This is a genomic window from Micromonospora sp. NPDC004704 (assembly GCF_053601675.1).
Genome location: NZ_JBSGCD010000049.1, coordinates 1 through 24,869 on the forward strand (window position 1 = coordinate 1; position 24,869 = coordinate 24,869).

Annotated in this window: 41 protein-coding genes; 7 read left to right on the forward strand and 34 right to left on the reverse strand. The window is 69.4% G+C overall.

Annotation, left to right across the window (positions count from 1 at the left end; all coding sequences use genetic code 11):
* Positions 1-70 precede the first annotated feature (70 nt).
* Positions 71-301 (reverse strand): GntR family transcriptional regulator, encoded by a 231-nt coding sequence (locus ACWEFB_RS35140; RefSeq protein ID WP_452292447.1) that lies wholly within the window; start codon positions 299-301, stop codon positions 71-73.
* 224 nt (positions 302-525) lie between these two features.
* Between ACWEFB_RS35140 and ACWEFB_RS35145 the strand changes: the two genes are divergently transcribed.
* Genes ACWEFB_RS35145 through ACWEFB_RS35160 form a run of 4 tightly spaced genes read left to right on the forward strand, consistent with a single transcriptional unit; the run spans position 526 to position 1,523 of the window.
* Positions 526-687: a hypothetical protein gene (locus ACWEFB_RS35145; protein WP_452292449.1), complete on the forward strand. Its 162-nt coding sequence runs from the start codon at positions 526-528 to the stop codon at positions 685-687.
* On the forward strand, positions 680-925 hold the full coding sequence (locus tag ACWEFB_RS35150) for a hypothetical protein (RefSeq protein ID WP_452292451.1): 246 nt from the start codon (positions 680-682) through the stop codon (positions 923-925). The genes ACWEFB_RS35145 and ACWEFB_RS35150 overlap by 8 nt, the downstream gene beginning before the upstream one ends.
* A gap of 44 nt (positions 926-969) precedes the next feature.
* Positions 970-1,353, forward strand: coding sequence for a ParB/Srx family N-terminal domain-containing protein (locus tag ACWEFB_RS35155; RefSeq protein WP_452292453.1), 384 nt, complete (start codon positions 970-972; stop codon positions 1,351-1,353).
* Entirely contained in the window at positions 1,353-1,523 is a 171-nt protein-coding gene (locus ACWEFB_RS35160; RefSeq protein WP_452292455.1) for a hypothetical protein, read from the forward strand. Before ACWEFB_RS35155 ends, ACWEFB_RS35160 begins: the two co-directional genes overlap by 1 nt.
* A 48-nt stretch (positions 1,524-1,571) precedes the next feature.
* Here the strand turns inward: ACWEFB_RS35160 and ACWEFB_RS35165 are convergent, their stop codons facing one another.
* The 13 genes from ACWEFB_RS35165 to ACWEFB_RS35225 form a co-directional block, all read right to left on the reverse strand.
* Positions 1,572-1,847, reverse strand: a complete 276-nt coding sequence (locus ACWEFB_RS35165; RefSeq protein ID WP_452292457.1) for a hypothetical protein — start codon at positions 1,845-1,847, stop codon at positions 1,572-1,574.
* 126 nt (positions 1,848-1,973) lie between these two features.
* The gene (locus ACWEFB_RS35170; protein ID WP_452292459.1) at positions 1,974-4,055 is read right to left on the reverse strand and encodes a cell division protein FtsK; all 2,082 of its coding nucleotides are present in this window, start codon (positions 4,053-4,055) and stop codon (positions 1,974-1,976) included.
* An 81-nt stretch (positions 4,056-4,136) separates the two neighbouring features.
* Positions 4,137-4,361: a hypothetical protein gene (locus ACWEFB_RS35175; protein ID WP_452292461.1), complete on the reverse strand. Its 225-nt coding sequence runs from the start codon at positions 4,359-4,361 to the stop codon at positions 4,137-4,139.
* Positions 4,362-4,371: 10 nt separating this feature from the next.
* Positions 4,372-5,049, reverse strand: a complete 678-nt coding sequence (locus ACWEFB_RS35180; protein ID WP_452292463.1) for an NUDIX hydrolase — start codon at positions 5,047-5,049, stop codon at positions 4,372-4,374.
* Between the two features lie 87 nt (positions 5,050-5,136).
* Positions 5,137-5,292, reverse strand: a complete 156-nt coding sequence (locus ACWEFB_RS35185; RefSeq protein ID WP_452292465.1) for a hypothetical protein — start codon at positions 5,290-5,292, stop codon at positions 5,137-5,139.
* A 2-nt stretch (positions 5,293-5,294) separates the two neighbouring features.
* Complete coding sequence (locus ACWEFB_RS35190; protein ID WP_452292467.1) at positions 5,295-5,738, reverse strand: DUF3307 domain-containing protein; 444 nt, start codon at positions 5,736-5,738, stop codon at positions 5,295-5,297.
* Positions 5,738-6,964 carry a hypothetical protein gene (locus ACWEFB_RS35195; protein WP_452292469.1) on the reverse strand — a complete coding sequence of 409 codons (1,227 nt, stop codon included), beginning with the start codon at positions 6,962-6,964 and terminating at the stop codon, positions 5,738-5,740. Before ACWEFB_RS35195 ends, ACWEFB_RS35190 begins: the two co-directional genes overlap by 1 nt.
* Positions 6,961-7,236 carry a hypothetical protein gene (locus tag ACWEFB_RS35200; protein ID WP_452292471.1) on the reverse strand — a complete coding sequence of 92 codons (276 nt, stop codon included), beginning with the start codon at positions 7,234-7,236 and terminating at the stop codon, positions 6,961-6,963. The genes ACWEFB_RS35195 and ACWEFB_RS35200 overlap by 4 nt, the downstream gene beginning before the upstream one ends.
* Positions 7,233-7,556, reverse strand: a complete 324-nt coding sequence (locus ACWEFB_RS35205) for a hypothetical protein (protein ID WP_452292473.1) — start codon at positions 7,554-7,556, stop codon at positions 7,233-7,235. Before ACWEFB_RS35205 ends, ACWEFB_RS35200 begins: the two co-directional genes overlap by 4 nt.
* Positions 7,556-7,756 (reverse strand): hypothetical protein, encoded by a 201-nt coding sequence (locus ACWEFB_RS35210; protein WP_452292475.1) that lies wholly within the window; start codon positions 7,754-7,756, stop codon positions 7,556-7,558. Before ACWEFB_RS35210 ends, ACWEFB_RS35205 begins: the two co-directional genes overlap by 1 nt.
* On the reverse strand, positions 7,753-8,040 hold the full coding sequence (locus ACWEFB_RS35215) for a hypothetical protein (RefSeq protein WP_452292477.1): 288 nt from the start codon (positions 8,038-8,040) through the stop codon (positions 7,753-7,755). Before ACWEFB_RS35215 ends, ACWEFB_RS35210 begins: the two co-directional genes overlap by 4 nt.
* A complete protein-coding gene (locus ACWEFB_RS35220) occupies positions 8,037-8,189 on the reverse strand; it encodes a hypothetical protein (RefSeq protein ID WP_452292479.1) in 153 nt (50 codons plus the stop codon). The genes ACWEFB_RS35215 and ACWEFB_RS35220 overlap by 4 nt, the downstream gene beginning before the upstream one ends.
* Positions 8,189-8,404, reverse strand: a complete 216-nt coding sequence (locus ACWEFB_RS35225) for a hypothetical protein (RefSeq protein ID WP_452292481.1) — start codon at positions 8,402-8,404, stop codon at positions 8,189-8,191. The genes ACWEFB_RS35220 and ACWEFB_RS35225 overlap by 1 nt, the downstream gene beginning before the upstream one ends.
* A gap of 154 nt (positions 8,405-8,558) precedes the next feature.
* Here ACWEFB_RS35225 and ACWEFB_RS35230 point away from each other — a divergent pair, with 154 nt between their 5' ends.
* Positions 8,559-8,780, forward strand: coding sequence for a hypothetical protein (locus tag ACWEFB_RS35230; protein WP_452292483.1), 222 nt, complete (start codon positions 8,559-8,561; stop codon positions 8,778-8,780).
* A gap of 129 nt (positions 8,781-8,909) precedes the next feature.
* Complete coding sequence (locus ACWEFB_RS35235) at positions 8,910-9,083, forward strand: hypothetical protein (RefSeq protein ID WP_452292485.1); 174 nt, start codon at positions 8,910-8,912, stop codon at positions 9,081-9,083.
* Between the two features lie 110 nt (positions 9,084-9,193).
* On the opposite strand, the gene ACWEFB_RS35240 is transcribed toward ACWEFB_RS35235, so the two are convergent.
* From ACWEFB_RS35240 to ACWEFB_RS35250, 3 genes are read right to left on the reverse strand one after another with little or no spacing between them, the layout of a single operon-like run.
* Complete coding sequence (locus tag ACWEFB_RS35240) at positions 9,194-9,457, reverse strand: holin (RefSeq protein WP_452292487.1); 264 nt, start codon at positions 9,455-9,457, stop codon at positions 9,194-9,196.
* Between the two features lie 9 nt (positions 9,458-9,466).
* Positions 9,467-9,733 (reverse strand): hypothetical protein, encoded by a 267-nt coding sequence (locus tag ACWEFB_RS35245; protein WP_452292489.1) that lies wholly within the window; start codon positions 9,731-9,733, stop codon positions 9,467-9,469.
* Position 9,734: 1 nt separating this feature from the next.
* Positions 9,735-10,298 carry a hypothetical protein gene (locus ACWEFB_RS35250; protein WP_452292491.1) on the reverse strand — a complete coding sequence of 188 codons (564 nt, stop codon included), beginning with the start codon at positions 10,296-10,298 and terminating at the stop codon, positions 9,735-9,737.
* A 224-nt stretch (positions 10,299-10,522) separates the two neighbouring features.
* Between ACWEFB_RS35250 and ACWEFB_RS35255 the strand changes: the two genes are divergently transcribed.
* Complete coding sequence (locus ACWEFB_RS35255; protein WP_452292493.1) at positions 10,523-11,011, forward strand: hypothetical protein; 489 nt, start codon at positions 10,523-10,525, stop codon at positions 11,009-11,011.
* Here the strand turns inward: ACWEFB_RS35255 and ACWEFB_RS35260 are convergent.
* The 17 genes from ACWEFB_RS35260 to ACWEFB_RS35340 form a co-directional block, all read right to left on the reverse strand.
* The gene (locus tag ACWEFB_RS35260) at positions 11,008-11,499 is read right to left on the reverse strand and encodes a hypothetical protein (protein ID WP_452292495.1); all 492 of its coding nucleotides are present in this window, start codon (positions 11,497-11,499) and stop codon (positions 11,008-11,010) included. The two genes, ACWEFB_RS35255 and ACWEFB_RS35260, sit on opposite strands and share 4 nt — an antisense overlap.
* A gap of 11 nt (positions 11,500-11,510) precedes the next feature.
* A complete protein-coding gene (locus ACWEFB_RS35265; RefSeq protein ID WP_452292497.1) occupies positions 11,511-13,634 on the reverse strand; it encodes a hypothetical protein in 2,124 nt (707 codons plus the stop codon).
* On the reverse strand, positions 13,634-15,745 hold the full coding sequence (locus ACWEFB_RS35270; protein WP_452292499.1) for a phage tail tape measure protein: 2,112 nt from the start codon (positions 15,743-15,745) through the stop codon (positions 13,634-13,636). Before ACWEFB_RS35270 ends, ACWEFB_RS35265 begins: the two co-directional genes overlap by 1 nt.
* 191 nt (positions 15,746-15,936) lie before the next feature.
* The gene (locus ACWEFB_RS35275) at positions 15,937-16,488 is read right to left on the reverse strand and encodes a DUF7426 family protein (RefSeq protein WP_452292501.1); all 552 of its coding nucleotides are present in this window, start codon (positions 16,486-16,488) and stop codon (positions 15,937-15,939) included.
* A complete protein-coding gene (locus ACWEFB_RS35280) occupies positions 16,488-17,252 on the reverse strand; it encodes a phage tail tube protein (protein ID WP_452292503.1) in 765 nt (254 codons plus the stop codon). The genes ACWEFB_RS35275 and ACWEFB_RS35280 overlap by 1 nt, the downstream gene beginning before the upstream one ends.
* Positions 17,253-17,265: 13 nt before the next feature.
* Complete coding sequence (locus ACWEFB_RS35285) at positions 17,266-17,718, reverse strand: minor capsid protein (RefSeq protein ID WP_452292505.1); 453 nt, start codon at positions 17,716-17,718, stop codon at positions 17,266-17,268.
* Between the two features lie 2 nt (positions 17,719-17,720).
* Positions 17,721-18,077: a minor capsid protein gene (locus ACWEFB_RS35290; RefSeq protein WP_452292507.1), complete on the reverse strand. Its 357-nt coding sequence runs from the start codon at positions 18,075-18,077 to the stop codon at positions 17,721-17,723.
* Between the two features lie 3 nt (positions 18,078-18,080).
* Positions 18,081-18,422, reverse strand: a complete 342-nt coding sequence (locus ACWEFB_RS35295) for a hypothetical protein (RefSeq protein ID WP_452292509.1) — start codon at positions 18,420-18,422, stop codon at positions 18,081-18,083.
* Between the two features lie 3 nt (positions 18,423-18,425).
* A complete protein-coding gene (locus tag ACWEFB_RS35300; RefSeq protein WP_452292511.1) occupies positions 18,426-19,076 on the reverse strand; it encodes a hypothetical protein in 651 nt (216 codons plus the stop codon).
* Entirely contained in the window at positions 19,073-20,071 is a 999-nt protein-coding gene (locus tag ACWEFB_RS35305; protein ID WP_452292513.1) for a hypothetical protein, read from the reverse strand. The genes ACWEFB_RS35300 and ACWEFB_RS35305 overlap by 4 nt, the downstream gene beginning before the upstream one ends.
* Before the next feature lie 3 nt (positions 20,072-20,074).
* On the reverse strand, positions 20,075-20,386 hold the full coding sequence (locus tag ACWEFB_RS35310; RefSeq protein WP_452292515.1) for a hypothetical protein: 312 nt from the start codon (positions 20,384-20,386) through the stop codon (positions 20,075-20,077).
* An 11-nt stretch (positions 20,387-20,397) separates the two neighbouring features.
* A complete protein-coding gene (locus ACWEFB_RS35315; protein ID WP_452292517.1) occupies positions 20,398-20,832 on the reverse strand; it encodes a hypothetical protein in 435 nt (144 codons plus the stop codon).
* A gap of 76 nt (positions 20,833-20,908) precedes the next feature.
* Complete coding sequence (locus tag ACWEFB_RS35320) at positions 20,909-21,499, reverse strand: hypothetical protein (RefSeq protein ID WP_452292519.1); 591 nt, start codon at positions 21,497-21,499, stop codon at positions 20,909-20,911.
* Positions 21,499-21,882, reverse strand: coding sequence for a hypothetical protein (locus tag ACWEFB_RS35325; protein ID WP_452292521.1), 384 nt, complete (start codon positions 21,880-21,882; stop codon positions 21,499-21,501). The genes ACWEFB_RS35320 and ACWEFB_RS35325 overlap by 1 nt, the downstream gene beginning before the upstream one ends.
* 8 nt (positions 21,883-21,890) lie before the next feature.
* Entirely contained in the window at positions 21,891-22,910 is a 1,020-nt protein-coding gene (locus ACWEFB_RS35330) for a major capsid protein (RefSeq protein WP_452292523.1), read from the reverse strand.
* Positions 22,911-22,957: 47 nt separating this feature from the next.
* Positions 22,958-23,665 (reverse strand): hypothetical protein, encoded by a 708-nt coding sequence (locus tag ACWEFB_RS35335; protein ID WP_452292525.1) that lies wholly within the window; start codon positions 23,663-23,665, stop codon positions 22,958-22,960.
* A gap of 58 nt (positions 23,666-23,723) precedes the next feature.
* The gene (locus ACWEFB_RS35340) at positions 23,724-24,869 is read right to left on the reverse strand and encodes a phage minor capsid protein (RefSeq protein WP_452292527.1); all 1,146 of its coding nucleotides are present in this window, start codon (positions 24,867-24,869) and stop codon (positions 23,724-23,726) included.

A 24,869-nucleotide genomic window follows, 5' to 3' on the forward strand; every position in this document is an offset into this window, starting at 1 on the left:
ATCGTCAGGCATGCCCAACCATGATGATCGTTGGGCCTAACTCACGACAGTTACATAGGGCTAACTAGGATCACCGTTTGGGCAGCTCATCGACTACGTAAACGCCGCGGCCCTGCGATCCCTCGATCAGACGGCGGTCCTTGATCAGCTCCAGGGCGCGCTGCACGGTCGACACCGACACGGAGTAGAGGTCGGCAAGCTCCCGGAGCGAGGGCAGCTTCGAGCCCGGCGGGTACTCCCCGGCGCGGATACGTGCGTCCAAGTCGTCGGCGATCCCGCGCGACGACAGAGGTATGGGCATATGGGTGACTCCCTGGCTGGCGAGGCCGATTCGATCACGCCTGCATAGGTCACCTCAAGCGCACTCTCGACTGTGTGCACATCGTGACCTATGCTCCCCGGCAGGTCCCCGCCCTGGCTGGCGCTTGGATGGGCACCTGCGTCGGGTGCGGTTGTCCCCCGCGACGGCCGCCCCGGCGCCCCCTTGCCGAGCCACCACCCCTCCCTACCCTCAGGGAGATTCCCGTGCTCATCAGCCTCTGGTACCGCCTGCCATGGACCCGTGCCCGCCTGCGCCGTGATGCCGCCCGGGCCCGGTACGCCGCCTACGCCGAGCACATCCGGGCGTGCCGGCGACTGCACACCCTCGCCGCCGAGCACCGCACAGAGGCTGCCGGCCGTGGATGACCTCACCCACCAGCCGGCCCGCCCGTCGTGGGACTGCACCGGCTGCCCGGACGGGACCGCCTGGCCGTGCGACACCGCCCGCGAGCAGCTCGCCGGGTTGCCGGGGTGGGACCTGGTGACGTTGACGGCGTACATGTCGGAGTTGTGGGCGGTTGCCGGGCCGGAGCTCGGTCGGACGGTCACCCCTGTGGAGGTGTACGGGCGGTTCCTCGGCTGGTGCCGCGCCGCCATGGGCTGATTTCTGTACTACACAAATTCGGGTTTCTGTCGTACACTAATTGCATGACGCTGACGGAGACCACCACCGACCCGAGCCGGATCGCCCCGCTGCACGACGCCGAGGACGAGGACAAGCTCACCGCGCTCACCGAGTCGATGACCGAGCACGGCTGGGTCGGCGCCCCGATCGTCGTTATCACCACCGAGGACGGCGACCCGCAGGCCATCACCGGCTCCCACCGCCTCGCCGCCGCCCGCGAAGCCGGCATCGACGTCCCCACCGTGAACGTCGCCGACCTGCTCGCCGCCCACGGCCACGACCTCCCCGCGCTGATCGCGGAGTTCACGGCCGCTGGGTTCGACCTGCCCTGGTACGGGGTCGTCGTCCGCCTGCCCGAACTGCTGCCGGCCGACGTGCTGGACCAGTACGGCCTGGACGCCCACTGATGGCTGACGAGAAGCGCGGCCCCGGTCGCCCCGCCACCGGCGTGAAGCCGGCCCTGAACGTGCGCGTCGCCCAGACGGTTCAGGACGCGGCCAGGGCTAAGGCCAAGCAGCGCGGCGAACCTTTCGCGGCCTACGTCGAGCGCCTGCTGGCCGAGGACGCCGCGCGCTGACCCGGACAGCACGATGCCCCCGACCGCCATGGCCGAGGGCATTGCCGATCAGTGTGCGGCTTCCTGGACGGAGCGCAGCTTGTTCCACAGCCGGCGTCCGATCCGGAGCCGCCGACCGGAACCTCGGCACCGGCGGCAGGTGCGCCACACCTTGCCGTCCTTCCGGGCGCGCTTCCCGGCGCCGTCGCAGCGCCAGCAGCGCGCGAACGGCCACCAGGCGCAGGACGCGATGTACGCCGCACCAGCGGCCAGGATGACGAGGGCGAGCAGCCACCACGGCACCCCGTCATCGGGGGTAGCGGTAGCGGCCAGGTAGGGGGTCATGGGGCCTCCAGGGGCTGGTTTCGGGGGTCTGAGCGAGGCTCGTGCTACCGCTACCTCGGCACGTTTCCGCAGGTCAGCGGTAGCGTACGGAGGTAGCGTTGCTGCTACCGGGTAGCGGCTGGCGTGCTACCCGGTGCTGATCGCGCGGCGGTCGATGGCGGCCTTGATCGCGGACCGGTCGCAGCCCTGACCGACCCCGGACTCGAAGTGCTCGGCGTCCTTCACGTTCTTGCCGGGCACCCCGTGCTTGCGGACCATGGCGCTGATCGCCGCCGGGGTGATGTCGGCGTACGCGTCGGGGTAGACCTCGGCCAGCCGGGCGGCGAGCGCCGGCCAGGAGATCGTGGCCTTGCCTGCGTAGAACACGTTCAGCACGTCGGCCAGCACGTCGCGGGCTTCCCGGGCCATCTCCTCCCCAGCAGCCTCCCCGACGAGCAAGTTCTGCCCTTCACGGAACGTGCGTGCTGCCCGGAGGATCCTGTCAGCGTCGGCTGCGTCCGCGAGGTAGGTCCGGACGGTGGGGGTGTCGTCGCTGGCTCCGTACAGGTAGCCAACCCCCCGGTACTCCGGGCCGACCGGGAGCGTCGAGGCGTCGAACCCCTCGGAGTAGGCGTCGCCACCGAGAACCGACTTGCTGACGTCCATGCTTCCGCACTTCAGGGCGAACCTGACGGCGTGGTTGTCGCGGTACCGGGTGAACAGGCGTTGGATGTTCTGGCTCGCGCCGACACCAGACGGCTTCTGCGACGACGACAGGATGATGACCCCGACCGACGGGCCAACCGCCATGATGAACGACAGCAGGCTGGCGATCTCCTCGGCGGCGTCCTTGTCGTCGAGTTCGTAGTAGACCTGGAACTCTTCCACTGCCAGCAGATGCACTCTGAGCTGCTCGTACTTCCGGGACAGATCGCGGGTGAGCTTGCCCTCGGGGCATTCGGTGACGGGGAGTTTCGCTAGGAAATCGTTGGCTTGCTCGATGTGTCGCTTCAGGTACCGCAGAGCGGTGAGCAGGTGCTCCACGGGGTCGCGGTCGCGGCTGTTCGGTACGGTGCCGAAGATCGCCATGTACGCGATGAGGCGGAACGCACCCCAGTCGGGCGAGTTCTTCCCGTCGGCGACGATGACCCGAACGTAGGGATCGCAAGCGGCGTACAAGGCGAGCAGCCGGGCGCTGAACGTCTTGCCCTTACGTGGCTGGGCGCCGACCAGGACCGAGATCCACATGAGCAGCAGCGTGACGGCGCGGTCGCGCTCGTCCTTGCCGAACGGTGCCGGCTGCCAGATGTCGGTGGGCTTGAGCCGCAGCAGGGGGGTACGGCCGGCGGACAGAGCCAGCGGGTCCTGGTCGGCGATGAACAGGTGATGCGAGCGGTTCGACCGGCGGTCACGGGTGAGGAACACCTGGTTGACCGACACGTCAAGGCCGCTGGCCAGGGCTTCTTTGGCCTTGACGGCGGCGGCGAAGGTGTAGCCGTAGTCCAGGTCGACGCCTACCTCGGAACCGGTTTGCTTGGCGTCTCGGGACATTCGGGTGTTGAACCGGACGGGGTGCTTGACCGGGTCGCCTAGTCCGGCCGCGTAGTAGGCGCGCAGCACCACGTCGGAGTTGATGACCCGGTACCGCGGGGCGACGACGGCCGCGGTGATGATCGGCATGGTCACCGGCCGGCCGACGTGCGCCAGGCCTGGTACCGCGAGCACCCCGACGAGGGGCAGTACCCAGGCGGGGGTGGCCAGTGCCAGCACCGCGACCAGGATCAGCAGGGCGAGCAGGACCCCGCCGAGGACCAGGCCGCGGTAGAGACGCATCGCCCGGACTTCCCGGTTGAGCTGTGACCAGGTGCCGGGGTCGTTGCGGTTGGCTGCTTCCTGACGCAACTGGTGCTGCTCGGTGACCCACCACCACCGGATCAGCCGGCCGACGAGGCGTCCGACGCCGACGACGGCCCAGAGCAGGGCAAGGGGAACGTACCGGACGGGGGTGCGTACGGCGTGGTACGCGGCTCGGTGGGCGGTGACCTGCGCTTGCCGTCGGACGGTGGCCCGGAGGTTGTCCTTACCGCGGTACTGGGCGGGGATGATGGGCTGCCGGTCGTGGTCCTTGGTGACGACGTCCACGTACACCGGGCTGCGGGTGTCGGGCTCGTCGTCGAGGGCGACCTCGTAGTGGGTGTCGTAGGCCTGCGGCTCGACGTCGTCTGCCATGCTGTCGATCTCCTCCGTTGCTGGTGAGGGGGCGTGGGCCCGGCCGGGCTGTAGGAGGCGTCGGCCGGGCCCCGTGCTACTTCAGAGGCCGTACTTGCGGATGTACGCGTCTGCGGCGTCCCGCTCGGCAGCGCTCGCGGCGGAGTACGCCCGGTTCCGTACCGCCGACGCCCGTGCCGACGCCGCGCTGGTGACGTCCTTCGCGGCCTGGGTGTCCTCGTTCCTCGCGGCCTTGACGAGTTTCTTGACCTGCTCCGGCCGAACCGGCTCGACGGCGGCAGGCTTCTTGCTGCTGAACAAACCCATCTCGATCTCCTCAGTTGCTGTGGTAGTTGGTGATGCCGAAGTTGACGTGCTCGGCTCGTACCGTGTGGGGCTTGGTCAGTGCCCGCCACGCAGCAGCGGCGACCGGTGGGACATCGGCCCGGACGTTGGCAGCCGGCAAGGTGTCGACGGGCAGCCACGCCACACCGTCGACCTCGTCGAGCTGGGCCGTGACCGGTGCGGTGCTGTCGGCGGTCGCCAGGAACAGCAGGTCGATGTGGTGGTGTGCCGGCTCACCCCACTCGAGGTCTGCCGGGGCCGGGAACTCCACCGTCATGAACGGGCTGGTGTGCCACTCCCCGCCAGGAACGGTGAGCGCGTCCGGGCTCCACAGCAGGGCCCGTACACCGGTCTCCTCGAGCACCTCCCGGATTGCCGCCTCGGCGCCGGTTTCGTCGGCGTCCACGTGCCCGCCGGGGAACTGCCGGCGGCCGGTCAGCTTGTGGTCGACCAGCAGCACCAGGCCGCGCGCCACGTCGAACACGGCCGCGCTGGCGGTGAAGTGCCGACTGGTGAGGTGAACCGCGGTGGTGGCCGCGATCCGGTCCAGCTCGTCGGCCAGGTGCGGGAACCCGGCGGCCCGGATCTCCTCCCGGACCTCGGCGTGCCGGCGCGGGTAGCCCTGCGTCGCGATCAGCCGACGCTCCAGGTCGGCGATGGTCTGCGTCATGTTGTTTCCCCCTTTCTTGGTCGCCACGTTGGCGGCCTCCGCTGGCCGCCCGGACCGCGGCGTGGGCCGGGCGGCGTACGCAGGACGTCAGCGCAGCGTGTAGATCGCCGGGGCGGCCACGCGCTGGCCCTGGTGCTTGACCCGGTTGTGGTTGTCGGACCACTGCTGAGCTGCGCGTTCGTCGGCCTTCTGCGATCCGGTGCGGCACTCGTGGCAGAAGCCGTGGTAGTAGGTCTTGGCCATGGTCAGCTACCTCCGATGATCAGTGCGGCCACGTACAGCCACCCGATGTGCCAGGACTGGTCCAGGGCGTACGCCCCGGTACCGAGTGACGGGTTGTCGTCGCGACCGGGACGTGGTCGGCCGAGGTCGTGGAACTTGACGGCGCCGACCAGGACAGCGAGGCGACGCAGCGGGGTGCGGCGGTCGGCGATGTAGTGCGTGACTGCGCTGACCAGCAGCCCAACCAGCAGGGCGTAGCCGTTCGGCACCCACCCCGTGACCGCACCGAGCAGGGCCAACGCGACGATGCTGGTCAAGGTGTACCCGGTGACGTGGGCGATGCAGGCAATCCGCCCGGACCACCCCGGGAGGCCCTTGGTGCAGGCCTGCCAGTCGGTTTGAACCCAGTGGTCGGCGACCATGTGTGCGGCGTACAGAGCGGCGAAGACGGCGGCGATGGTGGCCATCAGGACACCGCCGTACCGTTGACGGTGGCGAGGTGCTTGCGGGCAGTCCGGGCAGAAACCCCGGCCCTTTTTGCCACCTCGGTGGCGGGCGCAGTGGCGGGGAGTGCCTTCGCCGCGTTGAGGACTTTCTGCGCCTCCGATGGGCGCCCGGTACGCGGCTCGGCGGGGGCGACTTTCTTCGCCGCCGGACGGTGCGCGGGGGGCGGAAGAATCACCGTGATGTTCGGCTGGTTTCTTCCGCCCAACCGGCGCGGCCGTGGGGTGCGAAAACCCCGGAGTTTCTGCACCGGCATCCGGGGCCCGACCTGCGACGCCGGTCCGGTAGCGAGTTGCCGGGCCACCTCCGCATGGACGGTCTCCCCGATGGTCGGCGCGGTCGCGTGCACGATGGCGGTCAGGGTGTCAGTCGGGGTCTCCTCCGGCGCATCGACCGGCTTCCTCGGGCTAATTTTTGCGGCCGGCATCAGGTTCAGGTCGGCGAGCCGGGGCGCGTCCTTCCACGGCTCCGCGTCGGCGACGTAGCCGATGAACAGGCCGACGAGGAAGGCGGTACCGGCGCACCCGGCCGGGCCGATTGCGTGCGGCAAAACGGTGGCGAGTCCGCTCCACCCGCCGTGCCACCCACCGATGATGTTCAGCGCCAGCGACATGCCGAGCGCGATCCACTCGGCCGCTCCGGCACGCCAGTCGACCCGGCCACCGGACGCAGCGAGGACCGACTTGCCGATGATGATGAGCGCGACGACGGCGATGAGCGCGGGCTCGACCGCCCACGATGCCACCCAGGCGGCCGACCCCGGTTCGAGGTTGAGCAGTCGCGCCGCGCCGGCCTGGGCTCCGGTGGTGGACCAGGCGCCGAACGCGAGCAGGACGGGGATGCCGGCCCCGAGGGTGACGGACCGGACCTTGGCCAGGCGCAGCGCCCGCATCTCGGCGGACCCCTGCATCTCGACCCGGATTCGGGCGCGGGCACCGGACCGGGTGGCCCGGCGGTAAAGGTCGGCCAGGGCTACCTCCTCCACCTCGTCGCGGATCCGCTCCCGGCGGGCCCGGTCGGCGGCTGAGGCCATCTCGTCGACAGCCGCGAGGGCGTCACGGTGCTCGGCCCTCTGGGCGCGTCGCTTCCGTGCGTCCTCGCGCTGCACGGAGGTCAGGTCCCGGTTGGCGATGAGCTGGCTGCGCAGCTCCGAGGCGGGAACGGCCGGCCGGCGGCGGAAGGTGCTCATCGGGCGGTGACCTCCGTCCGGGCCGGGGCACCGACGCGACCGCACTGCACCCCGGCGCCCCGCTGGGCGGTCGCGGTGACCAACGCGTGGTTGTGGTGGTGCAGCAAGACGGACACGGTGGCGACCGCGAGCGGGCCGAGGACCCCGAGGATGCCGAGGCTCAGCGGGATGGCGCCGGGCGCCAGGGACACGCCGCCGAGGAAGACGGTGGACGCGGCGCCGGCACCGGCGGCGTGGCCGGCGACCAGCTTGGTCGTGTAGGTCAGGTTCATCGGGAGGACTCCTTGGCGAGGACGTCGGACCAGAGCAGGTGGTGGGGCTCGGCGGTGATGGCGAGGCCGCGGTTGACCGGTGGCGGGGCGGGCACGGCGGTACGGGCCGCGTACCAGGTACGGGCGGCCGGGATGGCGATGCGGGTCAGGTGGGTTAGGGCCCGGACGTCGGCGAGCAGTGCCCGGGTGGTGATGACGGTGCCGGCCAGCGCCCAGGGGGCGAGGATCACAACTACCCGCCAGGTGCCCTGGATGAGGACGACGGGGATGCTGACCAGCACGGCGGACAGGAAGCTGCCCCGTGCGACGGGGCGGCACATCAGCGGGCCGCCCGGACGGTGTCGTAGTACCAGTCACCCGACGCGGTCGAGAGCCAGTAGACGTCGGCGCGGTCGGATCCGGTGGTCCAGACCGCCTTGCGTGCGGTTTCAGCGGCAGCGATACCGGTCGGCGCCGTGATCAGGCGGACCCCGGTGAGCCGGTCACCCGGCGCGTAGAGGTCGAGGCGGAAGACGCTCACCGCTGACCACCCAGTCCGGAGCACGCCCGCAGCCGCCGCGCTTCCCGGGCGCACTGGTCAGCGGCCTGCCGGTCTCGACCGGGGGTGGACCAGGCCACGACCCGGGCGACCCGGGACCGGTCCAGGTGCCAGGCGCGGTCCGAGAGTGCCTGCGCGGCCAGATTGGTCACGACCGCCGCGCTGAGCCGCTCGCCGAGGCGGATGTCGACGAGGAACTCGGCACGGTACGCACGCAGTTCGCGGGTGAGGTGCCAGACGAGACGGATGCGGGTCAGGGTCTTCACCGCGACACCTCGCTCGCGGTCACGACGCACAGCCCGCCCATGCCGACCTCGCACGGGTGCTGGACGTGGTTGACGCCGAAGGCCAGTACGGCCAGCCCGGCGCAGACCAGGACGGTCCGGGCCACGAACCGGTCCAGGCGGCCGGCCATCAGGCGCCGACCAGGTCGTACTCACCGTCGGCGGTGGTGACGTGCCCGTACGCGCCGCAGTGCTCGTTGATCAGCGTCTGGGCCGAGGTCACCACGAAGTTCTTGGCGGCCTGGAAGTACGTGGTCGTGACGGGCTGGCCGGAGGCGTCGTGGATACGGATCCGGTGCCACTGGACGGCGGTCCGGGGCTTCGTCGGGGATGCGAAGATGAGCACGGCTCGACTCCTTGGGTAGTCGGGTCACCAGGCCCCGGTCAGCGGTTGCATCGCTGCCCGGGGCCGCCTGCGTCTGCGGGCTTGCTTGTTTACGTCTCCGATGAGACGCTAACCCCTGCCGAAGCGTGTGTCAACTGAGACAGGGAGTGATATCGTGACCGACGTGATCCGCCCGAAGATCGTCCACACCGAAGATCAGCGAGCACTGCTCGCCAAGGCCGTCGCCGCAGCACGAGCCGCAGATGAGGCCGAAGAGAAGGCGTGGGAGGCGATCGTCGAGGCGCGGCAGGCCGGCGTACTGGATACCGTCCTGTGTGAGCAGACGGGCCGCAGTCGGGCCACCCTCAACCGGAAGTACGGACCTCGCCCCGACTGACTTCGGACACGACGAAACGGCCCGACCCCCACGCGGGGACCGGGCCGTTTCGTGTCTCAGTTGACACACGGAGTCTAAGGAGTTAATGTCTCAGTAGAGACATGAAGAACGGCGACGAGGGAGACGAAGATGCAGGTCACGACGAAGACCACCGACCAGGACACCGCCCGTACGGAGAAACTGGCCCGCCGGATCGGCGCCGTCTACCGGACGCTGCCGGACACCGACTCCGAGCGCGGCCGGCGCCTCCTGGGCATGTACGAGAACCTCACCGCGAAGCTCGGCTACGACCCGCTCGCCTGACCCTGGACGCACAGAAGCGCCCCACCCTCCCGGAGGAGAGTGGGGCGCTTCGTCGTTTGGTCGGCCCCGCCGGTGTACTGCCGCCGGTGACCGCGAGGTGATGATACCGGTCAGCGGCGGAACGGTCCCGCCGTGGTGGTGTCCGGCGTGGTTGAAGTCAGCGACGGCGAGTTCGGCTCACCGACCGGCGCCGACACCAGCGAGGTGGCCAGCGACGCCAGCGCCGCAGCGGCAGCGATACCGGCCGCGCCCTGCCAGTCGATGTTGAACACCGACGTCGCAGGCTCGCCGAGCAGCGCAGCCGCGCCGAACGCCTGCGCGAACGTCTTGCCCGCCCGCTCGGCAGCCTGCTTCCAGAACTTCGAGGTGAACATGGTGCTCCTCTACTTGATGACCTGCGGAAAGGCGGCCAGGATGACCGCCGCGATAGCGACGAGGACCGACACGACCGGCAGCGGCCACTGCCGTTTCTCAACCGCCCGGATCCGGGCCTCGTGGTCGTCGACCTTCTTCGAGGTGTCCGTCATGTCCCCGACCAGCACGCGTACCTCCGTTGTCAGAGCCACGAGCTGGTCGTAGATCTCCTTTGGCCCGATCTCCACGACGAACAGCCGGCTGTGCGACGGGGGCGGGTCGGGGATGGTGGTCATGTCAGGCCGCGAGGCGGGCGTGGATCTCGTTGGCCACCTGCCCGGCCAACTCGGCCGGCCACACCTGCGCGAGCTGGTCGGCGATCTCGGCCACCGGCAGATCCCGCAGAGCCTCCAGGGCACCTCGCCGGGACGCCTCCTGGATCGCGGCCAGCTCGGCCTGGTCGATGCCGGCCGACTTCGCCACCGCCTGCATGGTGGCCATCAGCGCCGGCACCTGCACGGTGGTGATCGTGTACACCCGGTCAGCGGTGTCGGTCAGCACCAATCCCGCAGCAGCGGACTTGCCGTCCCGGTTCTTCAGCTTCTCGGACCAGCTCATGTCGTCCTCCTGGTTGGCTATGCCCCACGAAGTGGTTGAGTCCTCAGCGGCCGTGTGCAGCACGCTGACGTGAATGTGCTTGTCGTGCGGGTTCGGCCCCGTGTACCGACGCGGGACCCAGCCGCTGGACCGGGACCAGATCTGCCGGTTGAAGATCACGTACGCGGTGGATGGATGCTTGATTGCCGCCTGGACCACGGCCATCGGGTCGATGCCGTCCTTGTCGATGTCCAGCGCGTTCACCGACCGGTCATCGGAATCCGGTTCATGGTCGGATCCGGTGCCCTGGTGAGCGGCGTCGCCGATCCAGCCGTCCGACCCTCGGTCGCGATGCGGCCAACGGTCGTCAACCTCATCGCGCAGCACAACCAACGTCGGGGCGAGGTGATACGCCATCCGTACCTCTCTCGTGTCAGGTGGGCGACTTGCTTCGGTCGCGGATTGATCGGTGCCAGTACGGTGCGGCGATGACCACGACGACGACCCGCCGCCTGCGCTCGGCCTGGCCCTACGCTGCCGGCCTCGTACTCATTGCCGGAGCCATGTTCGCCACACGCGGCGCACCGGCCGTCGACACGACCGTCACCCCCGCCGTTGTCACGACCCCGGCGGCCACGCCACCCGCGACCCCGCCCGCTGGCCCGTCATACGAGATCCCCGGCCGGGTTCGGCTGGTTGCTGGCCAGTACGCCACGCAGGGGGCGGCATGCTCCGGCGTCGGTGAGTACGCCCCGACGCAACCGGGCGCGCAGATTGTCGTCACCGACCTGGCCGGCACGGCGGTCACGTACTCCACCATCGCCGCTGGCACTGCTGTCGGCAGCACCTGCGAACTGCCGTTCCTGCTCGATATCCCGGTCGGGGCTGGTACGTACGGCGTTGACGTGCCCGGATGGGCCCAACTCGTCTACGTCGAGGCCGACCTGCGAGACATGCTGGAACTGACCATCGGCTAAGAAATGCGCTCCAGTCGAATCCATGACGGCGGCGCGATTTGCGTATTGCTTGCCTGCGACACGTTCTGCGCCCAACGGAATTGCAGGCTGCCCGGTGTGGTGGCGCCGATTAACAGCACACCACGAAGGCCGGACGACGCGAAGCCCCCGCCACCACCTAGCACCACCGTGCTGCTGATGCTGGAGATCCAGGACAGGTTGACGCTGCCCGTTGCGGAAGTGGCGGTGGAATCGAGACCGGTAGGTGTCCACGACATGGAAGCGTTTGTGCCGGACCAACCGACCTTTAAATCCGCGTTGTCAGCGGTGGCGTAAAAGAGTGCGCAATCCATCGCCCAAATCGAGTCCGGCGGGAGATTGGTGAACACGAGGGAGTTGTCGTCCTGGAGCGTCGTCTGCGACTGATAAATCTGAGTGGCCAGTTTCACCTTCGTGCGGGTCTTGTTCAGGCGATCCGGGGTCAGACGCATGCCGCTCTGGTAGATCACGTCACCACTCCCTACAGGGGCACGATCGCGGGTAGGTAGACGTCGACCGGGGTGCCGGCCGGCCAGGACCGGAACGCGGCCCAGTAGGAGATATCGGCGGTCTGCGGGCTGGTGTTACCGCTGATGCCGGACACCACGACCAGGTCTCCCCCGATTCGCAAACTCAGCGGGAAGTCCACGGGATTGCTTACCGTGTCGCCCGTCACCCAGGTCCCGTTCGCTGTCGTACTGGCGAGAGACAGGGTGCTGTCGCCGGGGTCCAGGTCGGCGGCCAAGGTGCTGCCATCGGCGGCGACAGGGGCTTCACCGTCGACCTCGGCCACCATCCAGGGTGCGGCGGGCACGCACACCATCTCCGCCGACAACAGCCGACGTCCTCGGTACGTCTCCGTCCCGCCGATGACGAGTTGGTCAATTGGGGCCTGGGTGTGCTGCTCTGGCGGGTTGACGACCTGGATCCGCGATCCTTGTTGCACGTTGAGCCAGTCGGGCAGCAAGTGCGGGGATGTGTCCAACCGGACACGGACCGCTGGATAGCCAGTCTCGTCTGCGGCGACACGCATCCGCCAACCGGCCTGGTCGGGCAGTTCCTCGTCGGCGGCGATGTTGATCGGTGGCACGGCCACCGGCAGGCGAACCGGCGACGGGCGGGCAACGGTGACTGCCCCGCCATCCAAGCGACTGACCGTCAATTCCGAGATGAGGTCCGGTTCCTCGTCCGGTCCCTCAAACGGCGCACCGAGTTCGCGGTTCGCGCCGTCGATGGTAAGGGCGATGTCCTGGTTGTAGAGGCTCGCGCGGGGGCGCCAGCGGAGCCCGACGTCGTCCTCCATGAGCATGCCGAGGTCGGCGGCCTCGCACGCTCGAATGGTGACCAGCGGCGGGTCCGGGTGCTGAGGGCCCATCGGTACCGAGTCGCCCGACTCGATGACGACCAGCACATCCTCTTCGGCGGCGATACGGGCGATACGGGTTGAGGCAGGCTCGCCGGTGTGGCCGTGTGCGGCGGCTACCGCGTTGGCCAACGTGGCAGGAGTCCCGGCCCAGATGGTGACGTAGCCGAGCACCGCGTCTCCGCCGGATCCGCCGGTTGTCAGTCCGATCGTGCTGATGTTCGGCAGCGTCATCGCACCGGCGGTGGTGTCCGACTGCACGAGGACACCGTCCATGTACACGGACCACGTCACGTTGCCGCCGGCTTGGCTGACGGTCCAGCGCAGGTGATGCGCCCGGCTGTCGAACAGGCCCGGCAGCGTGGTGGTGGTTTCCGGCTCGCCGTTGACCGCTACCTGTAGCTCGGCGAAGCCCGGCAGCAGCAACAGTTGCGGCCAGCCGAGGGCACCACCGGGTAGGTACGACGGGTTGATGTCGATCGTGGCGTCAGCGGCGTCGGTGCCGCTGCGCCACATCCAGTCGACCGTCCAACTGGTCGCCCCGGTCATCGCCACCGGCGCCCACAGGATAGTGAGGTCGGCGGATCCGGTACGGGACACCACGGGGGGCAGCCAGGGCGCCAGGTCGCCGCGTCCCCACTGCGGGTAGGTCACCACCGCCCCGGAGGGGTGGGTGCCGGTGTACGGCTGCAACCAGGTCCCGCCGTGGAGGGGGGACGCTGCCGTGACCAGTTGCCCGTCTTCCAGGGGCCAGCAGGCTGCCGGTACGGGCGTGACCCTGGCGAGGTAGCGGATGGGGGCGGAGAGTGCCGGTGGGGTACCGCGGTCGAGCCGGTAGAGGACCCCGTTGGCGGTGATCGTGGCGAGGGCCTGCTTGGCGGAGTTACCTGGCCAGCGGGTAGGCAGTTTCCGGATGTAGCCGCCGAAGGGGATCCGCCAGGTGGCCCCGTCGTCGAAGGACACAGACCAGCGGATGGGGGTGTCTTTGCGGACGTTCGGCCACAGTGGCGACCGGACATCGCCGCGGGTGAACCGCCCGGTGACGTTCTTGACGGCAATGGTGAAGGTGCTCGTCTCGACCTGGGTGCCCCGGTACGACCACCCCCGCTTGATCTTGACCGGTTCCGGCATGTGCCAGTACTCGGTTTCGTCCACCCATGGCCAGGTCACCGGGTCGGTGGCGAGGTCGGCCCCCCAGGCGATTTCCAGGCGGGCCAGCATCGGCGTGTCGGGCCAGGCCATCACGTCCGCCTTCCGCTGAGGTAGTCGACGTTGCCGCCGCCGTCGATGTCGACTCGTTCGCGGATGACGAGGACGAGGTCTTCGCCGCGGATCCGGAACTCACCGGCGAGCCGTAGTTCCTTCGCCTCGGCGTGCCCGCTGCCCCCCTGCTTCGGGAGTGGCTGCACGCGTGCGCCTACGGGCAGGTGCAGCAGTTCCGGGCCGGCTTCGCCGACGACGGCCGCGCCGGCGCGGAGGATGTCCCCACCCTTGGCCAGGTAGGGCACGTTGGGGGTATTGAGGGTGACGCTCGGGATGCCCATGCCGAGCACCGATCCGCCGCCAAGGGTCAACGAGAACCCGTTCCACTTGCTGATGATGGTGTTGACGGCGCCTCGGAAGCTGGAGACCAGGCCGTCCCACATGCCGGTCGCCGCACTCCTGATCTTGCCGGGCATGCTGCGGAAGAAGCCGACCAGGCTGTCCCACCGGCCGACGATCCAGTCCTTCGTGGCGCCGGCCGCGTCGCCGACCCAGGTGAAGGCGGCCTTGATCCCGTTGAATGTGGCGACGAGGGCGTCCCACAGCCACTTCGCTGCGGCGACGGTCCCGTTCCAGGCCGGCACGAGGGCTTCCTGCCAGAGCCAGACTCCGGCAGCACCGACCGCCTTCAGCGCAGCCCAGATGGCGTCGAAGGCAGGCTTGAGCCCGTTCTCCCAGGTCCACACAGCGGCAGTCTTGATCACTTCCCAGGTGCCGATCCAGAAGTCCCGGAAGGTCGAGCTGTTGTTCCACAGCCAGATGAACGCGGCGACCAGGGCGATGATGGCGATGATGACCACGCCGATGGGGTTCGCGGCCAGGGCGGCGTTCCATGCCCACTGAACGGCGGTGGCGGCGACGGTGATGCCGCTCCAGATCATGGTGATGGCGTTCCAGGCTGCGATTGCTCCCTGGACCAGCCAGATCGTGACCGCGAGTCCGCCGAGGACGCCAGCCACGACCATGATCTTGTCGCTGTTTTCCATGGCCCACTTGCCCATCCGCTCCAGCATCGGCAGGGCCTCACCGACCTTCTCCACCAGCGCCGACTGAATCTGCCGCTTGAAAACCTCGAACTTCTGAGACGCCGACTTCTCCAGTGCCTCACCGGTCTTCGCGGCCTCGCCGGACACGTCACCGAGCCCGTCGCCGGCAGCCTTCAGGTTGCGGAGGAAGTCGGGGATGTCGTTGACGTTGAGGTCTTCGAGTGGGGTGCCGAATAGGGCGATGGCGGTGTTGGCTCGCTTCGTCGGGTCCTTGATGCTGAGCAGCCCTGAGACGATCTTCTGGAACGCGGCTTGCGCGGTGTCGCCACCCTTCAAGAGCTGGTTGGACATCTTGCCCGCGTCCAAGCCGATCGCCTTGTAGGCATCCACGCTCGCGGTCGACATGTCCGTCGACCGGATCGTGAACTCCTTCAGGGCATCCCCGGCCTTGTCGATCCCGTAGGTGCCCTTCTGGCTGGCCTCGGTGAGCAGGGCAAACGCCTGGCTGCCGTTGAAGCCCAAGCTGTTGAAGAACTGGCCGTACTCGTTACCGGCCTCCAGCACGTCCTCCCGCATCGCCGCCGGCACCTTCCGCGACGCCACCGTGATCAGGTCGAACGCCTCTGTGGCGTTGTCGACCAGCCCGGAGCCGATAAGGGTGCTGGCGTACTGGGTGGCCTGGGCAACGTCCGTGTCCCACGCCTTTGCGTACGCCTGCGCCTTGACCGTCAGGTCTTCGATCTTCCCGACATCACCGTCTGGGACCAGGCCGGATGAGGTGACCGCGCGGACCGCCTCGAATGCCTCCCCCACACTGTCGCCGAAGCCGCGGCCATACACGGCCCCGGCCACCTCGCCGAGCTTCGCCGCCAGGGCCGGGTCCCCGACCTGCGCCTCCAGCTTTGCGCGGGCCGCCGACAGGTCCATCGCCCCGGACAGACCGACCGCGATCGCACCAGCGGCGGCGATACCGAGCGCTCCGGCAGCACCGGTCAGCATGTCGCCGTGCTGGGCAAAGTCCTGGCGCGCGTCGGCCAGGTCCTTGCGGAACTGGTCCCGCCGGGCCTTCAGGATGACGTCGAGTTCGCCGAGTTTGAGCCCCACGTCACCCTCCTTCTACTTCGTTGCCGGGTCTGGTTGCAGCGCCCGGGCGAGCCGGGTGTCGGCAGCGAGCAGTCCTTGGATGCGGGTTTCGAGCCACCGCCAGGACCGGCGCCGGAATAGGTCGCGGTCCGGGCCGTCGAGTTCGATGCCGTACTCCGAGTGCAGGTCAGCTACGACGAGTCGCCAGCGGGTCAGGATGTCGAGCCAGGTGACCGCCCCGTCTGCCGGGTCCCGCGCCCGGACCTCCTCCGGGATCTCGTACCACTCGTAGAGCCCGCTGACGGGGTCCCGGCGGCCACGGCCGTACGGTGCTTGCCGTTCTGCTCTGCTCGTCTCTGCGCCCGGTTGGCCGGGCGCATCGCTTCCGGGCGGCCACCTGACTCCCACCAGCGGGTGGCGGTTTCCTCGTCGGCGACGATCCAGATGTATGCAGTGATCGCGCAATACTGGATCTTGGCGTCCGGTACGCCGTGCGAGGTCATCTCGGCGTACGCCGTGCCCAACACCCGCTCCGGCAGGGTCAAGTCGCCAGGAAGTTGTGGGATCGCGTTGACCCGGTCAACGGCTGCCTGGATCTCCTCATCGGTGGACGCACCCCGGATTTCCCCGGTGGCTACCGCCATCCGCCGGCACCACAAACCCAATTCGCCGGAGGCGAGGGGGACGGTGTACTGCCGACCCTGGACCGTCAGCGTCAGTCCAGGGTCGAAGTACTCATCAAGGTCAGCGAGCAGGGTGGGCATCAGGCGGTGTACACGTAGTCGTCGGCGGCGGTGTTGGCGCTGGTCCCCTCCGGCGTGGTCACGGTGACCGCAACGGTGCCAGCGGTCCCGGCCGGGGCGACCGCCACGAGGTGCGAGTCCGACACCACGACGTAACTGGTGGCGTTGGTCGCGCCGAACTTGACGCCGGTCGCCCCCGTCGCAGTGCCGAGGTGTGTGCCGTAGACGTTGACCATGGTGCCGCCGTCGTCCGTACCCGTCGCCGGGGACAAGCCCGTGACGACCGGGTCCATGTTCGCGTTCGGGTTCGCGATGTCGCCGAGTTGGCCTTGACCCTGGAGCACGATGTCCAGCCGCTGACCGCCCTTACCGCCCGGCATCGTCCACTGCTTGACGTACACCCGGCCCTCGTGCGAGTGGCCGTCATCGAGACCGTCCCGGTGGTAGAACCGAACGCCGAACTCGGCGGCCTCCACCCGGCCCTGCCGGTGCTGCTTGAAACGGCCCCGGAGGAACGCGTGGACGGCGTTGACGACGGTGCCGAGCAGGTTCGTCGAGTAGGCAAGCTTCGCCTCGATCCGCCACGAATAGCCCGTGTTCGTCTCTCGCAGCGCACCCTCGTCGTCGTACATCTCGTCTTCCTCGGTGCGAAGTTCCTCCACCAACTTGAGGTCTTCGATGCCGATGAGCTGCTCGTATGCGGACGCCGGGAACGTGGCGGTGTCGATGTCGAGTCGGTGCGACCGGGTCAGGTCGGTCACCCGGGGGGTCGGTGTCGTCGCCATGGGGCGCCTCTCCTCAGTCGGTACGGTGCTGCGTCGGGCGCATTGCCTCGACGTAGTAGTTCTCGCTGCGTTCCCACCTGCGGTTGGTGTCCTTGCCCAGCGAGGTGTAGGACTGCCGCCACATCTGCTTCACCGGGATCCCGCCAACCTCGAACCGGGCAGCGGAGTCCAGCTCGGTGAAGACGTCATCGGCCAGGTCGTCGCACACGCGCGTGTCCTCGGTCCCTCGCACCCGGATCTGCACCCCGGTCAGGTGATCCGCCATGCCCTGTAAATCGCCGGCCAACGGGTACGTCGTGAGGGTGATGACCCGGTCAGGTTGGGTTGGTACATCCCGGAGCACGATGGCGATCTCGTCGGCCGCGTACGGGGTGCCGTCCGGGCGCCACACCCCCACGCCCGCCGCATCAAGCCGCTCAGCGAGCCCGGTCAGCAGTCGGCTGCTCCACCCGTCACCAGTCGCCATGCTCAGCCTCCCAAGGGTTTGCCTGCGGCCTTGGCGATCAGGGCCAGCATGGTGTCGCGCTCGGTCGTCATCGGCTCTTCGAGGTATTTCGCCCTGCGACCGTCGTCGTGCCGGAGGGTCATGTCCTCGTGCTGGCGCACGGCGTAGGGCCGGTCGTACGACACGGCAACGGCGTCCTGGGAGTCGTCCCGGGACACCTCGCCGGACCGTTCCAGGTCGCCCTCCTCGTGCGGCACGAGCCCGGAGGAGACTTGAAGCAGGTGCTCGGCGGCCAACTCAAGACCGTCCATGGTCGCCTCGGACAACGCGGCCAAGACCTTGTCGTCGTCCCAGGTCAGCTCGAAACCCTCGTTAGCCACAGCTCACTCCAGGGATAGTTCCCAGTGCTCAGGTAGGGGGAGGCCGTGCGCCCGTTGAAGGCCTGCGGCGAGCACGCGGGATGTGCGGCCGGGGAGGGTGATCCGGGAGCCGGGCGGGGCGACCAGGTCCGGCGGCCCGAACACCGTGGTGCTTGATACCTGCTCGGCGCCGGCCGCGTCCTGGGTCTGCACCCGGATCAGGCGGCGGGTGTCCTCCACCACGCAGCCGGGCACCTGCACCAGGTCGCCGAACACAGCGCCGAACGCGCCGGTGCCCTCGTACGGTTCGACGCCGACCGTGACCGGCTCCGGGATGTTGTCGGCGAGGAACTCAGCCCAGTCCATGGGTCACCACGTCTGCGGTCCGTGCCCGGTTAGCCCGGCCTGCTGAAGCACCAGCCACGCCTGTGTCCACAGCCGGCCAACCTTCGACGGCCCACCCTCAGCGGGAGTAACCGCCGGAGCCTGCACCGCGAGCTTGCCGAGCTGGAAGCCGCCCGATCGGACAGCCCCGTTGCCGGTCTTGTCGCCGCCGTCGAGCCCGGCCGCGACCTGCTCCAGGGTGGCGGTACGCAGAGCTTCGACCACGTCCACGTTGGTGGTGTCATAGACCGCGCAGAGCAGGGCGTGATCAACGTCGCGGCTGGCCCGGATCAGGAGCATGGCCGCGTTGCTGGGTGTGGATCCGATCCACCCGGTCAGGTCAACCACCGTGGCGTACGCGCCCGGTATCGGGGCGGCCGGGTCTGCGGCCACCTGGACGATGCACCGCTCCGTGCCAGCGCCGGTACCAGCCACGATCCACCGCTCGATCCAGCGACCGGCGGTCAACTGGTAGGCGGGGGCGGACCAGGTGGCGCGGCTGTCGCCCGGAACCGGCGTGAGGGTGGTGGTAGTGCCGTCCGGTGCCTCGATCTCCAGGGCGGCCATCGTGGTGTCGTCGGCGGGGTCGACGGTCAGGGTTGGGACCCGCCAGTCCCCGGCGTCGTATGTGCTCACGGGCGGCCTCCTGCGGCCAGAATCGGGGCGGTTCCGCCAACGGTCAGAGTCGGTCCGGTTCCACCGGCAGTGAGCTGGCCCGGCACGATCGGCCCCGTGTCCGCCATACCGACCAGGGCGGCGGTGAGTGCCGGCAGGACCACGTCGAGCGTCCCGGTCACCTCCACGGCGCCGGCCAGTTCGGCGGCCAGCGGCGGCAATACCACGGCGAGTTGACCGACTGCCTCCGCCGACCCGGCAGCGGCAACACCGAGCGGGGGCAGGACGATCGCCAACGTGCCGACGATCTCCGTCAGCACCTCGCGGAGCCGGACCATCGAGGTCGGGCCGGCGATGTTCGTGCCGGAGTTCACCGTCGCTGAGTAGACCGGCGCCGCACCGCTGGCGCCCGCCGAGCAGGCGTAGTTGTGGACCCTGGTGGCCATGTCCGCGCCCAGCGTCGTGGTCGTCGACGCCATCGGCACGTTCAGCGTGCCGATCGTGGCACCGGCGGCGGCGAGGACCTCGTTGGACCAGGTGCGCGCAGCGTCGGTTGGCCAGCACAGCGCCACTTCGACCAGGTCTCCGGCCGTGATGCCGGGGTTCTCGTCGGCGGTCACCGACCAGTCGACGCCGGTCGCGTTGTCCGCCCCGCCAGCCGCCGCTACCGACCAGGTCGCGCTGGCCGACTTCGTGTACCTGGTGATGATCGCCTGCTGCACGTCCACGGTCGCCGGTGTGCTGTCGCACAACTGCGTGCCGGTCTCGGTGCCGGCCGCCTCCCGCCAGTAGCGGGCGATCCGGAGCAGGCCTGTGTCGTTGGCGAGGGCGCCGACGCCGCCGATCTGCTCGTCGAGCAGCGTCCAGCCGGCGGGCGCAACGAATGCGGCGGTCTCGGGCTTGGCGGTGCGGGTCAGGATCAGCCCGTCACCGGTACCGATGCCGACGGGGTAGGTCGGGGAGATGGTCTGCGCCGCGATCGCCGCGATCGGTCCGGCGCCTGCGTACGCGACCACCGGTTACTCCTGCCATGGGCCGAGGTGCTGCCCGCCGCCCTCAGCGTGCTGGCTGGCCAGGTCCGAGAGTGCGATCCAGTCATCCGTCTGGCCCCAGGCCCGGTCCATTCGGTACAGGAACCAGAAGCCGGGCAGGCCATCCGCCTCGACGCCGCTGGTCAACCCGGCCGGAACCCCCGGAAACTGCGACGTGGTCGACGCGACCAGGGCGTCGAGGTGCTCGCCAGCCTTCACGGCGAACGCCGCGAACACCTCGTCGCGCTGCTGTTCGGTGGTGAACCCGGCCGTGCCGTACCAGCACATGTCGTCGTCCACGGCGGCCTCCATCAGGTGCTCGCGGGGGCGGTGACGGTGCCGGACCCGATCGTCACGACCAGCCCGGTCGTGATCGCGGTGGTCGGCAGGATCAGTTCGCCTCCGCCGCCGGAGGCAGTGACCAACCCGTCGATCACACCGAGCCCGGCGCCGGCCGCCTCGGTCGAGTCGCAGAATCGCCACCACCCGGCCGTCCCGGTGCCGACCGCAACTGCGGACACCGGCGGGGTGATGTCGAGGGTGGCCACGCCGGCGCCGGCCGCGCTGAACGCCGGATCGCTGAGCGGTAGCTCGACCAGCAGGGTGCCGGTCGGGGCGCTGCCTGGCCCGGCCGGTTGGGCGCCGGTGTAGATGCGCAGCACACCCGCGCCGCTGCCGCCGTCGACCAGGTCCACGACACCATCGGCCTGGGCCGTCCGGGCGGCGGCGTTAACTCGAGTTGCCATGCCTACCTCCGTCAGGGGGTGGTGGTGTCCGGTCGGCCGGGGGCGCTCAAACCGACCGGACACCAGCTCATGCGGCCTACGTGAGGACGACGTACGGGACGAACTGCTTCGCCGTGGGTGTCGCGATCGTGCCCGGGGCCGTGGTCGTCAGCGTGGTGCCGGACGACTGGCTGAGGTTCCGCTCACCGGTCACGATCGCCGGGGCAGCCACCGTGCCCAGCAGAGTCGGCGGGGTGGTCGCGGTGACCATGATCCCCACCCAGTAGATGCCGGTCCGGGGCACCGTGTACGGCGCCGACAAGGCGAGCGTCTTCGTCGTATTCGCCGCCCAGGCCGTGCTGGTCTGATCGGCGGACTGGGCCAGGAGCGCCGGGGTGGCCGCGTCGGAGTACAACGCCACCCAGTAGTTCGTCGGGGTACCCGCCGCGGTCGCACCGGACCGCAGCGAGATGCTGGTGATGACGTCGCCCTGCCGGAGGTAGATCGGCACGGAGGTCATCACACCGGTGGCCAGCGCAACCTGTCCGGTGTCGCTGGCCGAGTCGTACAGGCCAACCCTGGGGATGTTGCGCCGGTGGAAGGTGTCCGGCGACAGCGGGTCGGAGGCGTTGGCGTGTGCCAGGAGGTCACGCACGTTGCGGGTGTAGCCGCCGAGCTGCTCGCTCATCAGGACTCCTTCGGGCCGAGGTACTTCACGGCCAGGTCGTCGCGGGTGGTGGCCTCGGCGTCGGCTTCAGGCATGCCCTGCTCGATCGCGTACGCGCGCCAGTCGGCCTTGGACGCGGACCGCGACGGCTTCGCCGGGGTGTCCTCCGTGGGGAGCGGGTTGCCTGCCTGGTCGACCTCCGTGACGGTGTAGCCGGGGCGCCGCTGGGCGAAGAGGACGGCGGACCGGCCAACCTGTACGCGGTGCTCGTCGGCGACCGCCAGGCCGCCGTCGCGCTCGTCGTCGAAGCTGACCCGTGCCACCCCGTCGGCGAAGGACACCCCGCCGATGCGGCCGGTGAAGTCGGGCCGCGGGGACCTGATCTCGAAGTATCGGATCTTCACGGCGCCCCTCACTTGACCTTGATGTTGCGGATGACACCGCAGGAGCGGGTGTTCTTCAACACCATGGTTGCGGGGCCCATCTCGACCTCACCGGTCTTGACCGCGCCGGTCGTGTTGAAGTCCGGGTCCCACTGGTCCATCAGCGGCTTTCCGGCCACCGAGGCGCCGTGGAGGGCGTCGAGGCCGAACCGGACCCCGTACAGGTCGGTGAGGTTGGTGATGTTGCCGCCACCGCCCCCACCGTCCGGGTCGCGGGTTTCGACCGGGATCACGTACGACGTGTTCCCGGTCAGGTCGTCGTTCGTGGTGCCGAGGTCAACCAGTACGGCGTTGCCGTACCGCTCGATCCGGCGGCCCAGGTCGTCCCGCGTCGCGGTGTAGAGCCCGGCCCGCTTCGCGATGGCCTTGACCCGGTTGAGGGACAGCCGGTTGCCGAGGATCGCGTCCGGCTCCCCGTTCAGCAGCGACAGGAACTCGTCGAGCAGGTCGGTCGCGGTGACCGCCTCTTCCACGGTGTCGAGGGTGGCCGGGGACCAGTCGGCGTAGAACGTGGAGGCGTTCGGGAAGAACTCCGTCACCGAGCCGGTCAGGGCGACGTCTAGGCCGTCGAAGCCGAGGACGTTCGACGCGTGGTCGCCGACGATGAGCTGCTCCGAAAAGGTGTTCCGGACACCCTTGATCAGCTCGGAGGTTTGGAACGCCATCTCGTCGGTCAGTCGCGGGCCGAGGTGGGCGAGGGCCCGGTCCAGGTTGTACGCCCCGCCGAACGGGTACAGGCTGCTGGTGATCTGGGTGCGCTTCGCTTCGGCCGGCGTGTACTCCGTGTTGTACGCACGGAACTGGCCACCACGGGTCTGGGTGAGCCGGCTGTAGGTGTAGCTCAGGGAGCCACCGCCCACACCGGGGGTTGCGACGTCGTCGAAGACGAACTGGTCGAGCAGCCACGAGTTGCGTCGCGTCTCGTCGATCACCGCGTACTGGGTGTCCGACGCGGCGTTGCGCATCGCGTCCGCGAGGGTGATGGTCACTGGCATCTCCCGTATCGGGGTGCGCTGGCCGAAGCTGGCGCTGGTCGTCAGGTCTGGTTCTTGCGGGCGAACGCCTCGCGGAGGGATTTCGGCCGTTCGGTGCCGGCGGCACCGCCGGAGTGGTCGGCGCCCTGCCTGCCCGGAGTCTTGACCGGGGTGGTGGCGAGCTTCGGGTTTGCCTTCACCGCGGCCTTGATGGCGTCCGTGATGAGCTGGTCGTACCCGGACGCCGATGGGTCGATTTCGGCGAGGGACCGCATGAAGGTGCGGCTATCGCGGAGGGCGTCCACATCACCGCCGGCCTTGCCGGCGAGGCGCATCAGGGCGTTCTCCGTCTTCAGTTCCACCATCTCGGCGCGGGTGTCGGTCAACTCCTTGGCTGCCTGCGCGGCGAGGGCGGTCGGGTCGGACTTCGGGTCGGGCTTGAGGCCGAGGGCAACGGCGAGGCTGTCCTTGAGGTCCTGAACGCCCTTCTCGGCGGCGGTCGCCCGCTGCTTCGCGGCCCGTTCCGCCTCGCGGGATGCCGCGAGGGATCGCTTGGCCCGCTCGGGGTCGAACTCGCCGTCGATTTTCGGGGCCTTGGTGTCGTTGCCTTGGCCGCCGTCGGCGCCCTGGGCGTCGCCACCATCGGTGCTGCCAGAGCCGCCACCGCCATCGGCGGAACCGGAGCCGGCTCCCTCACCGTTGTCACGTCGGGCCGGGCCCCGGTAGGCGGGGCCGAGGGCGAGCAGGAAACGGCGTCGGGTTCGGTGCATGAACGGCCTCCTTGAGGCGGTCGGGTGGTGCTGTCCGGGCCTTGCCCGGTGGTCTGGGTCAGCGCGGCGGCGTGTTGCCGGCGCCGATGGCCTCGCGGTACGGCAGGCGCTTGAGCTGCGGGTTCGCGGCGAGGTGGTCACGCATGCTGGCCTGCCACTGCTTGATCTTGGCCTTCGCGGTCGCCGCAGCGCCTGGGTCGAGAGCAGCGGTTTCGCGCTCTTTCCACCGGCGGATCTGGCGCTCAATAGCCCGCTGCCGTTCCTTGGCCTCGTACCCCTTGGGATTCGGCGTCGGAGTGGCCGGCCGCTTCGTCGCGCCGGGCAGGTACGCACGCAGCGAATGCGTGCAGTTCGGGTGCTGCAACCCCGCGGCCCTGGCCTGATCGACCGTGCCGGCGATGTCCACGGCGACCATGCCGGCGGCGACCGCTGACTCCACCTGCACCGAGCCGATCGGACCGGCCCCGATCCGGAGCACCTGGCCTTCCCACGGCCGGCACCGGGGGCACTCGCGCGGGGAGTCGGAGACAACGACCAGGTCCACACCGAGGGTGGTGAGCCGGTCGGTCTGGCCTTGGACGGCGGCCCGCTGGGTGACGGTTCGGACCGCCATTTCGACGTAACTGGACAACCGCCACTGCCGACCGGAGACGTCGGTGAACGAGGTGACGCCCTGGTCTACGAGCCGCTGGTACGCATGCTGGCTGGCCTGCCTGCGGGTCATCCCCCCGGCGATACTGACCCCGGTCGCCGCCTGGATAACCGACCGGAACACGTCCATCACGTGCCTCAGTACGTTGCTGTGCCGCTGGCCGACGTCGGCGACCAACGCCGCAGCGAGGGACTCCATCGCGGCCACCCGGGGGATGACCCGAGCGGCCGACGCGGCGCCGACCGTGTCCGGGTCACGCGGTAGGAGCTGCGCGGGGATACCGGTGGTGGCGAGCCCTTGGCCGGTGCGGTACGCCTCAGCGAGGGTGTCGCGGATCCGGTCAGCGCCCTCGGCGGCGACCAGGGCCAGGGTCTTCTCGACGCTGCGCCGGAGCGCGGCAGCCGCGGCAAGCCGAGTGACCGCCCAGTCCGGGACGTCCATGTCGGCAGCCAGGTACCGGGTGACAGTACGCAGGATCGCCTGTTCAGCCTCGCGGTACAGGTCGACGGTGTTGCGGGTGATGGCCTCGATCTGGTCGCCGGTGAGGGCCAT